The sequence below is a fragment of the Pseudomonas sp. IT-P4 genome (assembly GCF_949767755.1).
Taxonomy (GTDB): Bacteria; Pseudomonadota; Gammaproteobacteria; order Pseudomonadales; family Pseudomonadaceae; genus Aquipseudomonas; species Aquipseudomonas monachiensis.
The window spans coordinates 19300-29930 of sequence record NZ_CATKPX010000043.1 but is presented as its reverse complement, the minus strand read 5'-3'; the positions used below and the strand labels follow the sequence as shown (position 1 = coordinate 29930).

The 10631-nt window shown below is 58.3% G+C and carries 11 protein-coding genes; 4 read left to right on the top strand and 7 right to left on the bottom strand.

Going from position 1 to position 10631, the window contains the following annotated elements:
- Positions 1–238 precede the first annotated feature (238 nt).
- Positions 239–1105 (top strand): carboxylate/amino acid/amine transporter, encoded by an 867-nt coding sequence (locus ACM6IT_RS17780; protein ID WP_414918436.1) that lies wholly within the window; start codon positions 239–241, stop codon positions 1103–1105.
- Positions 1106–1240: 135 nt separating this feature from the next.
- On the opposite strand, the gene ACM6IT_RS17775 is transcribed toward ACM6IT_RS17780, so the two are convergent.
- Positions 1241–2128, bottom strand: a complete 888-nt coding sequence (locus ACM6IT_RS17775) for a LysR substrate-binding domain-containing protein (protein ID WP_414913231.1) — start codon at positions 2126–2128, stop codon at positions 1241–1243.
- A 158-nt stretch (positions 2129–2286) separates the two neighbouring features.
- Here ACM6IT_RS17775 and ACM6IT_RS17770 point away from each other — a divergent pair, with 158 nt between their 5' ends.
- Entirely contained in the window at positions 2287–2931 is a 645-nt protein-coding gene (locus tag ACM6IT_RS17770; RefSeq protein ID WP_008018228.1) for a hydrolase, read from the top strand.
- Between the two features lie 204 nt (positions 2932–3135).
- On the opposite strand, the gene ACM6IT_RS17765 is transcribed toward ACM6IT_RS17770, so the two are convergent.
- Positions 3136–4434 carry a mechanosensitive ion channel family protein gene (locus tag ACM6IT_RS17765; RefSeq protein ID WP_414918435.1) on the bottom strand — a complete coding sequence of 433 codons (1299 nt, stop codon included), beginning with the start codon at positions 4432–4434 and terminating at the stop codon, positions 3136–3138.
- Positions 4435–4625: 191 nt separating this feature from the next.
- Here ACM6IT_RS17765 and ACM6IT_RS17760 point away from each other — a divergent pair, with 191 nt between their 5' ends.
- The gene (locus tag ACM6IT_RS17760) at positions 4626–5966 is read left to right on the top strand and encodes a DEAD/DEAH box helicase (RefSeq protein WP_046043701.1); all 1341 of its coding nucleotides are present in this window, start codon (positions 4626–4628) and stop codon (positions 5964–5966) included.
- A 64-nt stretch (positions 5967–6030) separates the two neighbouring features.
- On the opposite strand, the gene ACM6IT_RS17755 is transcribed toward ACM6IT_RS17760, so the two are convergent.
- The 3 genes from ACM6IT_RS17755 to ACM6IT_RS17745 form a co-directional block, all read right to left on the bottom strand.
- Positions 6031–6306: a hypothetical protein gene (locus ACM6IT_RS17755; protein ID WP_056721400.1), complete on the bottom strand. Its 276-nt coding sequence runs from the start codon at positions 6304–6306 to the stop codon at positions 6031–6033.
- A 178-nt stretch (positions 6307–6484) separates the two neighbouring features.
- The gene (locus ACM6IT_RS17750; RefSeq protein WP_414918434.1) at positions 6485–7240 is read right to left on the bottom strand and encodes a class I SAM-dependent methyltransferase; all 756 of its coding nucleotides are present in this window, start codon (positions 7238–7240) and stop codon (positions 6485–6487) included.
- 184 nt (positions 7241–7424) lie between these two features.
- Positions 7425–8159, bottom strand: a complete 735-nt coding sequence (locus ACM6IT_RS17745) for a DUF899 domain-containing protein (protein ID WP_414913234.1) — start codon at positions 8157–8159, stop codon at positions 7425–7427.
- Positions 8160–8353: 194 nt separating this feature from the next.
- On the opposite strand from ACM6IT_RS17745, the gene ACM6IT_RS17740 reads away from it, so the two are divergent.
- On the top strand, positions 8354–8746 hold the full coding sequence (locus ACM6IT_RS17740; protein ID WP_056721407.1) for a hypothetical protein: 393 nt from the start codon (positions 8354–8356) through the stop codon (positions 8744–8746).
- Between the two features lie 69 nt (positions 8747–8815).
- On the opposite strand, the gene ACM6IT_RS17735 is transcribed toward ACM6IT_RS17740, so the two are convergent.
- Complete coding sequence (locus ACM6IT_RS17735) at positions 8816–9685, bottom strand: DUF6279 family lipoprotein (RefSeq protein WP_414918433.1); 870 nt, start codon at positions 9683–9685, stop codon at positions 8816–8818.
- 77 nt (positions 9686–9762) lie between these two features.
- Positions 9763–10485 carry a TorF family putative porin gene (locus tag ACM6IT_RS17730; protein ID WP_414918432.1) on the bottom strand — a complete coding sequence of 241 codons (723 nt, stop codon included), beginning with the start codon at positions 10483–10485 and terminating at the stop codon, positions 9763–9765.
- Between the last annotated feature and the right edge of the window lie 146 nt (positions 10486–10631).

Below are 10631 nucleotides of genomic sequence, written 5' to 3'. Positions count from 1 at the left end.
CTATCGGTGTTCCCCGGAATTGCGTGAAGAACCTTTTTTTTGCCTGCGATCTGACGAACACCTGCAAAACTCTGTGGGAGCGAGCTTGCTCGCGATTGCGGTGTGTCAGACAAGGTGTTGTCGACTGACACTCAGTCATCGCGAGCAAGCTCGCTCCCACAAGGAATTTGTATTATTTGGGTGTTCGCGATCAGCAGCAAAAACCGCTATCGTCGCCGCCATTCGAAATGAGGCGAGCATGGGCTATCTACTTTTTGTCACGCTGATCCAGGCGTTTTCCTTCAGTTTGATCGGCGAATACCTGGCCGGTCATGTCGACAGTTACTTCGCCGTGCTGGTACGCGTGTTGCTGGCGGGGCTGGTGTTCATCCCGCTGACCCGCTGGCGTTCGGTGGAGCCGGCATTCATGCGCGGCATGCTGTTGATCGGCGCGTTGCAGTTCGGCGTGACCTATGTCTGCCTGTACCTGAGCTTTCGCGTACTGACGGTGCCGGAAGTGTTGCTGTTCACCATCCTCACGCCGCTGCACGTGACCCTGATCGAGGATGCGCTCAATCGTCGTTTCAATCCATGGGCCCTGGTCGCGGCTCTGGTGGCGGTGGCGGGGGCGGCGGTGATTCGCTTTGACCGGATCAACCCGGACTTCTTCATGGGCTTCCTGTTGCTGCAACTGGCCAACTTCACCTTCGCTGCCGGGCAGGTGCTCTACAAACATCTGGTCGCGCGTCATCCGAGCGATCTGCCGCATTACCGTCGCTTCGGCTTCTTCTACCTCGGTGCTCTGGCGGTGGTGTTGCCGGCGTTTCTGCTGTTCGGCAAACAGGACTTCCTGCCTGAAGCACCGTTGCAATGGGGCGTGCTGCTGTTCCTCGGACTGGTCTCGACCGCTTTGGGTCTTTACTGGTGGAACAAGGGGGCGTGTCTGGTCAGCGGCGGGACCCTGGCGGCGATGAACAACCTGCATGTGCCAGTGGGGCTGCTGATCAATCTGCTCATCTGGAATCAGCACGAAGAACTGGGGCGGTTGTTGCTCGGCGGTTCGGTGATTTTGCTGGCGGTGTGGATCAGTCGGTTGGGCGTACGCCAGCCTGTGGCCATTCACTAAACCCTGGGTAACCCTATACCTCTGTGGGAGCGAGCTTGCTCGCGATAGCGGTGGATCAGGCAACATCTTCGTCGACTGACACTCCGCTTTCGCGAGCAAGCCCGCTCCCACAATAGATTGCGCGATCTTCGAAAATCACTTCGGCGCCAGTTGCCCCACCAGAAACTCGATAAACGCCCGGGTCTTCTGTGGCACCCGCCGCGCCGACGAATACACCGCATTGATGGTGATCGCCGGGGCCTGCCATTCACACAGCACTGGCACCACTCGCCCGGCCGCCAGCGCATCCTCGACGATGAAGTCGGGCAGCAGGGCGATGCCCATGCCGGCTTCGGCGGCCTGGGCGAGCAGGTCGCCGTTGTTGGCGTGGAGTGGGCCGGTGACGTTCACCCGTTGGGTTTCCTTGCCATTGCACAGTTGCAGGCTGACACCGCTCTGCAGATACCCGTAGTTCAGGCATTGATGGGCGCGCAGATCCTGCGGAGTCTGCGGAACGCCCGCGCGCTCGAGATAAGCCGGGGATGCCACCATGATGCGTGGTGCGGGTGCCAGTTGCCGGGCGATCATCGTCGAGTCGGGCATGCTGGCGATACGGATGGTCACGTCAAACCCGCCCCGCACCGGGTCGACCTGCTGGTCGCTGAGCACCAGTTGCAACTCGATGTTCGGGTGCTGTTCGTGAAACAGCGGAATCAATGGCCCCAGCCGCCGAAGACCGAACGACATCGGCGCATTGACCCGCAACACACCGCGTAACTCACCGATGCCGTCACGGGCGCGTTGCTCGGCCTCGTCCAGTGCCGCCAACACCTCCCGTGCAGCATCGAAATACTCGGCCCCGGCTTCGGTCAGGTGCAGGCTGCGGGTGGTGCGTTGCAGCAATTGCACACCGATGGCTTCTTCCAGCGCCTGAATCTGTTTGCTGACTTTCGAGCGAGGCACATCCATGGCCCGGGCGGCTGCGGCGAAGCCGTTCTCGCCGACCGTGACGACGAAGGCGCGCATGCATTCGATGCGATCCATATTGTCCCTTTTTTAGAATCAATGTTTCTCGATTTTAGGTAATTGTCCCTTTTATCGCCAGCCCCTAAAGTGACATCCAAGCCGACAACAACGCCGCAGAAGGCACGGTCGACTAACCCCTCACCCATTCGAAGTATCGACATCAAAAGGAACGCGCCATGTCTATTCGTGAACTGCTCAACCCAACCAACTCCGCCCTGATCCTGATCGACCACCAGCCGCAAATGGCTTTCGGCGTGCAGTCCATCGACCGTCAGACCCTGAAGAACAACACCGTGGGCCTGGCCAAGGCGGCGAAGATCTTCAACGTGCCGACCATCTACACCTCGGTCGAAACCGAAAGCTTCAGCGGTTACATCTGGCCCGAATTGCTGGCTGTGCACCCGGATCAAAAGCCGATCGAACGCACTTCGATGAACTCCTGGGAAGACAAGGCACTGGTAGACGCGGTGAAAGCCACCGGTCGCAAGAAGCTGATCATTGCCGCGCTGTGGACCGAGGTGTGCCTGACTTTCCCGGCATTGGAAGCCCTGGCTGAAGGCTATGAGGTGTACATCGTCACCGACGCCTCCGGCGGCACCAGCAAGGAAGCCCATGACATGTCGGTGCAACGGATGATTCAGGCCGGCGCGGTGCCGGTGACCTGGCAACAAGTGTTGCTCGAGTACCAGCGTGACTGGGCGCACAAGGATACTTACGAGGCGGTGATGGAACTGGTGCTGGAACACAGCGGCGCGTACGGCATGGGCGTGGATTACGCCTACACCATGGTGCACAAGGCACCGCAGCGGCAGGTGAAGTAACCCGTAAATTCTGAAAACGATGTAACCCTTGTGGGAGCGGGCTCTTGTGGCGAGGGAGCTTGCTCCCGCTCGGCTGCGCAGCAGTCGTAGTACCAGCCGACCGTGGTTGTCTGAAGGAACCGGACTGCAGTCATTGGGACAGCTTCGCTGTCCAGCGGGAGCAAGCTCCCTCGCCACACAAACCCCACATTTGTTTTTGTGGTGTTACACCCTGCGTTTTTCGGCTTCGGGAAGATGGCTCGCGCCCAGTACCGCCGGCAATATCCCCGCACGCAAATCCGATCCGCTCGGCTGCTGATACAGGTTCAACCCGAACTCCGGCAGCACCGCCGGCAGGTAGTCGAAAATATCCCCCTGGATCCGCTCGTAGTCGGCCCACGCCGTGGTGCCGGTGAAACAGTAGATTTCCAGCGGAATACCCTGGGCCGTGGTCTGCATCTGACGCACCATGCAGGTCATGTTCGGCTGGATCCCCGAATGACTCTTCAGGTAGGCCAGCGCATAGGCGCGGAAAGTGCCGATGTTGGTCATCCGCCGACGGTTGGCCGACATGGCCGCGACGTTGCCCTGGGCTTCGTTCCAGGCCTTGAGTTCGGCCTGTTTGCGGGTCATGTAGTCGGTGAGCAAGTGCACCTGGGACAGCTTCTGTTCTTCGTCGTCACGCAGAAAGCGTACGCCGCTGGCGTCGATGAACAGGCTGCGTTTGATTCGGCGGCCACCGGAAGCCTGCATGCCGCGCCAGTTCTTGAACGACTCCGACATCAGGCGCCAGGTCGGGATCGAGACAATGGTCTTGTCGAAGTTCTGCACCTTGACCGTGTGCAGCGTGATGTCTACCACATCGCCGTCGGCGCCCACCTGGGGCATCTCGATCCAGTCGCCGACCCGCAGCATGTCATTGCTGGTCAGTTGCACGCTGGCGACGAACGACAGCAGCGTGTCCTTGTAGACCAACAGGATCACCGCCGACATGGCGCCCAGGCCTGACAGTAGCAACAGCGGCGAGCGATCGATCAGTGTGGCGACGATGATGATCGCGCCAAACACGTACAGCACCATTTTCGCCAATTGCACATAGCCTTTGATCGAGCGGGTGCGGGCGTGCTCGGTGCGGGCGTAGATGTCCAGCAGGGCGTTGAGCAGGGCGCTGACCGCCAGCAGCAGAAACAGGAAGGTGAAGGACAGTGCGACGTTGCCGAGGAAGTTCAGGCTGGTTTTGCTCAGGTCCGGCACCAGATTGAGGCCGAACTGGATCACCAGTGAAGGGGTGATCTGCGCCAGGCGATGGAACACCTTGTTCTGTAGGAAATCATTGACCCAGTGCAGGGCCGGCTGGCGGCTGAGCATTTTTGCCGCGTGCAGAATGAGGTAACGCGCCACCCGTCCGAGGAACAGCGCAATCGCCAATAGTAGCAACAGCGAAAGGCTGGAGTGCACGAGCGGGTGCTGGTCGAGGGCACCCCAAAGGTCCAGGACGTTGGTCCAGAGCTGTTTGATATCCATGGTTGAAACGATTCTTCTATAAGGCGCGAGAGGGGATTAGAGCATTTAAGACGCTTTGTATTACGTTTCGGGAAAAATCAGGCAACAAAAAACCAACTGTTTACCGCCATTTGTATAAAGAAACTCGGCCTGAGCGCTCGAAACCGTTACCCTATGCAGCTGTTTTTTTGCATTTCTTCGAGGTAGCACCCGTGTTTTCCCAATTCGCCCTGCACGAACGCCTGCTCAAAGCCGTGGCCGAGCTGAAATTTGTCGAGCCAACGCCTGTGCAAGCCGCGGCCATCCCGCTGGCGCTCCAGGGGCGTGACCTGCGGGTGACGGCGCAAACCGGTAGCGGTAAAACCGCTGCATTCGTTTTGCCGATTCTCAACCGTCTGATCGGCCCGGCGAAAATCCGCGTCAGCATCAAGACCCTGATCCTGCTGCCGACCCGCGAACTGGCCCAGCAGACCTTGAAGGAAGTTGAACGCTTCTCGCAGTTCACCTTCATCAAGTCCGGCCTGATCACCGGCGGTGAAGACTTCAAGGTCCAGGCCGCCATGCTGCGCAAGGTACCCGACATTCTGATCGGTACCCCGGGCCGGATGATCGAGCAATTGAACGCCGGCAACCTCGACTTGAAAGAAGTTGAAGTGCTGGTGCTCGACGAAGCCGACCGTATGCTCGACATGGGCTTCGCCGACGACGTTCAGCGTCTGGTGGACGAGTGCACCAACCGTCAGCAGACCATGCTGTTCTCCGCCACCACCGGTGGTTCGGGCTTGCGCGAGATGATCGCCAAGGTCCTGAACAACCCTGAGCACTTGCAGCTCAACGCGGTCAGCCAGCTGAACGAAACCACTCGCCAGCAAATCATCACCGCTGACCACAACCAGCACAAAGAACAGATCGTCAACTGGTTGCTGGCCAACGAGACCTACCAGAAAGCCATCGTGTTCACCAACACCCGGGCCATGGCCGACCGCATCTACGGCCGCCTGGTGGCGCAGGAATACAAGGCGTTCGTGCTGCACGGCGAGAAAGACCAGAAGGATCGCAAGCTGGCGATCGACCGCCTGAAGCAGGGTGGCGTGAAAATCCTCGTGGCCACCGACGTCGCAGCCCGTGGTCTGGACGTGGACGGCCTGGACCTGGTGATCAACTTCGACATGCCGCGCAGCGGTGATGAGTACGTGCACCGTATCGGTCGTACCGGTCGCGCCGGCAACGATGGCTTGGCCATCTCTTTGATCTGCCACGGCGACTGGAACCTGATGTCGAGCATCGAGCGCTACCTCAAGCAGAGCTTCGAGCGCCGCACCATCAAGGAAGTCAAAGGCACCTACGGCGGACCGAAAAAGGTCAAGGCCTCGGGCAAGGCTGTTGGCGTGAAGAAGAAAAAGACCGACGCCAAGGGCGACAAGAAAAAAACTGCCGCCAAGACCCCGACCAAGCGCAAGAGCGCCAACCGGCCCAAGAGCGATTCCCTGGTCAGCAAGGACGGCATGGCCCCACTCAAGCGCCGCAAGCCGGAAGCACCGGCGGCTGAGTAAGTCGTTGTAGACGATCAGTGAAAAACCCGGACGGTGTCCGGGTTTTTTTATCCCTGGTGTTTTATCAGCCTTCGGCTTTCTTCTCGGCAGACTCCAGTTCCTTCAAGCGCTGGTCGATCAACTGGCACTTGTCCGGCAGGTCCTTGGCGGCAGTGCCCAGATCCATCTTCTGCAACTCATCATTGATCTCCTTGGCCTTGGTCGGATTTTGCTCGGTGAGCCTTGCCACTTCCCGGGCCAGTTGCTCGCGCTTGGCAGTGGCTTCGTCGGGGGTGCAGGCCCAGGCGGGCAGGGCGCAGGCGAGGGTGATAGCGAGGGTCAGCTTGCTCAGGGTTTTCATAAGCGTCCTCTGTTCCGGCAACGGCAGATATCCGGTTGAGGGGACAACGGCAAGAAAAGTTCAGCCGAGGTGGCGGATAAGTCTGGTATAGCGTGGCCAACAAAAAACCGGACAATGTCCGGTTTTTCTACACTCGGCAAAGTGATGAAAGAGTCGATCCCGTTTACTCAAGTCTCGATCACTTGACCGCAATGAATCCTCTTTCCATCGAGATATGCTTGTTTCCATATTTATGAAAAATCGGTACTACCCGTGCCGAGGCACTGCAGACTTTCTGTAACAGGTCGATGGGACGCTGGCCCATGGCAGCAATCTCCCACTCAGCGCCTTTCAAGAACGGCACGCCATAATGGAAGCTTCCAACTGTTGAGAAGCCGATCTCATGTAACGTTTTTTCGATGAGTTCCCTGGAGTGAAATACGTGTTTCGACCAGTTTTCAGGGCACCAGTTTTTCCACAGTTGCGCGCCAACAGCTTCCATGTTCGGCATCGAAAAAAGCAGCCTGCCGTTACTTTTCAAGGCGGAAAATGATTTCTCAAGCATAGGCCTTGGATCAATGAAATGTTCCAGGACACCCCAGTGAACGACGGTGTCGTATTGCTGATCGGGTGTCCAGTTGCATATGTCGGCGTTGAGGAAGTGGCCTGAGCATTGATTGATATCAAACAGCTCCTTGACTACTCTCAGGCCCTCATCTGAGAAATCGAGTGCCGTGACGTCTGCGCCCATCCATTTATTCATGGACAAGAGGCGTTTGTTTTCACCGCCACCTCCCAGTTCCAGAATACGAGTGCCCTTGATCGAGCCAAGCCGCGCATGAATCAACCTGGCGAAGAGGCCATTTTTCCCGTAGTAGAAATCTGAACCGCTCAATGCAGACAGCGAGGACTGTGCAGGGGACCACACACTGTCCCAATAGCTTTCGTCAGTCACTTTATTCTGGTCTTGTCGTCCTGACACAGTTCTCTCCAATAGTTTTTTTAGTGTTGTAACTGTCAGAAAGTCTTGAGCGTAGCTTAAAGAAATGACAGTTCACCGGTCATTTCATCGGCTGAGCACTATTTCTTTTCGGGCGGATCGGGCGCTCTTCGCGAGCGGTCCCGATTCAGTTTCAAGGCTAACCTCCATGGCAGCAACCAGGGTTAGCCTGTTCTTCGTACCGGTCGTGATGCCGCACCCACTCCATGATCTCGTCCTCGTTGCGGCCCTTGGGCGTCAGGTCGAGGTAGTTGTAGGCGCCGACCAGCATGTCCAGGCCCCGGGCATAGGTAGAGTAGGTATGGAAAATTTCTCCGGCGTCATTGCGATAAAACACGCTGAGACCGGGGAGTTCTTCTTCGGCGCCGTCGGTTTTTTCGTAGTTGTATGTAGCCTTTCCGGCGGCGACGTCTTCAGCTCGGGCGGTGACGCCAAAGTCGTAGTTGAAATCGCAGCCTTCGGACGACACCCAGTCGAACTTCCAGCCCATGCGCCGTTTGAAAGCCTGGAATTCGGCGAACGGTGCGTGGGAAACCACTACCACGGCCACGTCATGGTGGGCCAGGTGCTGGTTGGCGCCGTCGATGTGATCGCTCAGGTACGAGCAACCAGGGCAGCCTTCATCCCAGCCCTCGGCGAACATGAAGTGGTAGATCACCAACTGGCTGCGCCCCCCGAACAGGTCCGCCAGTTTCAGTTCGCCGTCGGGCCCCTGGAAATGGTAGTCCTTGTCGATTTTCACCCAAGGCAGGGCGCGGCGTTCGGCGCTGAGTCTGTCCCTTTCCTTGGTGAAGGCTTTTTCGTGGGCCAGGTGCTGTTTGCGGGCGGCGAGCCATTCTTCCCGCGATACGACGGGATGGTTCTGAATGTTCATGTTGTTTTCTCCTGCATGGGGCGGGGAGGTGACTTACACAGACTAGTCGTTTGGCTTGCGTGGATTTCGACATGCCGTCGGTCGGTCGTCTGCAAACGCCCGGCTGAACGGCGGGCGGGCGTACCGGTCACAACCTGTAAGGTCCGTGCAATTGCACGGGCATCAATCGAACGGGCACCGGAGGTTGAATCAGGATGACGACTTACAATTGGGACTTGATTGAGCGCTTGCTGCATGAAGTGCAAAACAGTGCGGGCCACAGTTTTACGCCGCGGCCTTACGCCGAACAGCATGCCGCGCAGAAGGCTGCGGAAGGTGAGCCGATTGAAAATCTTGATCACTTGAAAACGGTGGCTGGAGAGTACGAAAAGTTACTGCTGGCGCGTGGCTATATCGAACCGCGACCGGAGGACGAAGGTGGTACGGGCACCAATTACATTCTGACGGCGCGGGGTTCGCGTTTGTTGAGCCTGATCGACAGCAGCATCCCTGGCAATGATCACCCGCGGCAGGTGCTGGACGAACAAGAGGATGCGCTGGATGAGGTGACGTTCGATGAGGTGGCGTCGAGGGCGCAGATTGCCTGATGTTCTCATGCAATCCTGTGGAATCACCCTGTGGGAGCAACTCGCTCCCACATTGGTCTTGTGTTGTCCTCAGCCTTGTTTCCCGGCTTTCAGGCACTTCAAGTCGCTGAAGTCTTTCCTCACACCCTCGATTTTCTTCAGCAACCGTGCGCGTTGGCTCGGCGTGCTTTCAGCCATCAGATCCACGAACAGTGAACGCGCCTGGGCTTCGGTGTTGGCAAAGGCCTGCCGATAGGCGGGTGTCCACAAGCTCTCACGATTGACCAGAAGTGTCTCGATGCGTTGTGGGAATTCGGCGCTCTGGCGTTGGGCAACAGCTGCACTGAACTGTTTCTGCCAATGGACGCGGTTGGCAAGCCACTGGGTGTTCTGCTCGCCCAGGGCCCTGGACCATGTGGCTACCCGTTGTTGCTGGGTAGTGTTCAGAGGCCCGAGCCAGTCGTTCAGGCGCTTCTCCATGCGCGCGCCGCGTTCCTTGATCTGCTGGTCGAGGGAAGGTTTGAGGTATTCCTGCTGGCGTTTGCGCTGGTCCTTGGCAAAGGCGTCGTTCATTTCGGCGACTTGCTTGTCATCCAGCCCTTTCAGCAACTCGATGGCCGACGGGGTGATTTCCCGCGCGGTCTCGGCGATCGCCTGTTCGGCTTCGTGGGCGCGGGCTTGCAAGGCCGCATCGGTGACCTGGTTGGTGGCGATCATGGTTTGCAGACGGTCCAGCCAGTCGAGGTAGCCGGGCAGTTGAGTGGTGCAGTGCCAGCTCAGGTGTTCCTTCAAGCGTTCGTCCAGCCAGCTTTTTTGCTCGCCGTTCATGTCCAGGTAGTCACTGAGCGTCCACGGGATGATCACATCGAGATTGCGGTAGGCCAGGCCCACGCGGCTGCACGCGCCGAGGGCAAGGGCAACTATCAGCATAAAGGCGATATGTTTGAACCAGCGGGACATGGGCGAGTCCTTGCGAAAGCCAGTCTTCGGTGTCTGATTCTCATGTGAACCCAAGAGGAGCCCGGCAGTTCAGCCGATCAATAGAACGCGTGTTCGGCCTTGAGCGTCACCAGCCCGTCGCACTGGTTGTTGTGCCCGGCATAGGCCGAGCAACCGCTGCCGCTCAGGTTGGAGTCACTGTAGATCAGGTCGAGGTCGATGCCCATGAACGGGCGGGACAATTTCAGCGACCAATCGGTAAAACTGCCTACATACCCGCCATCCACCGCCACTGGCGTATTGAATTGGTGGGTGGTGTATTTCAGGCTGATGCCTACACCGAAAGGTTGATTGCCGCTCAAGTCAGCGAACAGAGTGTTGTTCTGTTTGTCCGGGTCATTGCTGAAGGCGATGCCGAATCGGCTGCCGAGTAAGGTCAGGCCGCCGAACAGTTCCTGGCTGTCAGGGGTCGTGACTTCGGGGTAGCTGTAGCGGATCAGGCCCACTTCGTAGCCGATGGTTTGGTCGAAGGGTTGTTTAAAACCCATGTAGGAATCGATCTCGAGGTCTTTCCCCGGGCTGATCCCCACGCTGGGCGACCATTGGCCCACGTAGAAACCGCTGTCGTGGCTCAGATCCAGGCCGCCGTGGAACGAACCGACGGCCGACGGTTTGACCAGGCCCTGGGCCATGCTGCGGGTGGGGGTGGTGCCGAGCTTGAGGTCGAAGCCCCCCAGCTCACGCTGAAAGATTTGTGCGTGTGCCACGGAGCAGGCCAGCAGGCTGGCGAGCAATGCCGATAGATAGAAAGGTTTGAACATGCGTCACTCCATGAACAGCGAGGACAGGCTGGCGGGCCCGCTGAAACGCTTGATCCAGACGTGTGCAAGAATACCGGCGAATGATCGGCAATGAAGGCCGTTCGTCGATTTCCGAACGATTTGAAGGAGTGGCGGGGGGAATAACG

Bases quoted from the DNA above. Each gene is read 5' to 3' on its own strand.
- ACM6IT_RS17780 (WP_414918436.1), top strand. From the start codon at position 239: ATGGGCTATCTACTTTTTGTCACGCTGATCCAGGCGTTTTCCTTCAGT.
- ACM6IT_RS17775 (WP_414913231.1), bottom strand. From the start codon at position 2,128: ATGGATCGCATCGAATGCATGCGCGCCTTCGTCGTCACGGTCGGCGAG.
- ACM6IT_RS17770 (WP_008018228.1), top strand. From the start codon at position 2,287: ATGTCTATTCGTGAACTGCTCAACCCAACCAACTCCGCCCTGATCCTG.
- ACM6IT_RS17765 (WP_414918435.1), bottom strand. From the start codon at position 4,434: ATGGATATCAAACAGCTCTGGACCAACGTCCTGGACCTTTGGGGTGCC.
- ACM6IT_RS17755 (WP_056721400.1), bottom strand. From the start codon at position 6,306: ATGAAAACCCTGAGCAAGCTGACCCTCGCTATCACCCTCGCCTGCGCC.
- ACM6IT_RS17745 (WP_414913234.1), bottom strand. From the start codon at position 8,159: ATGAACATTCAGAACCATCCCGTCGTATCGCGGGAAGAATGGCTCGCC.
- ACM6IT_RS17740 (WP_056721407.1), top strand. From the start codon at position 8,354: ATGACGACTTACAATTGGGACTTGATTGAGCGCTTGCTGCATGAAGTG.
- ACM6IT_RS17735 (WP_414918433.1), bottom strand. From the start codon at position 9,685: ATGTCCCGCTGGTTCAAACATATCGCCTTTATGCTGATAGTTGCCCTT.
- ACM6IT_RS17730 (WP_414918432.1), bottom strand. From the start codon at position 10,485: ATGTTCAAACCTTTCTATCTATCGGCATTGCTCGCCAGCCTGCTGGCC.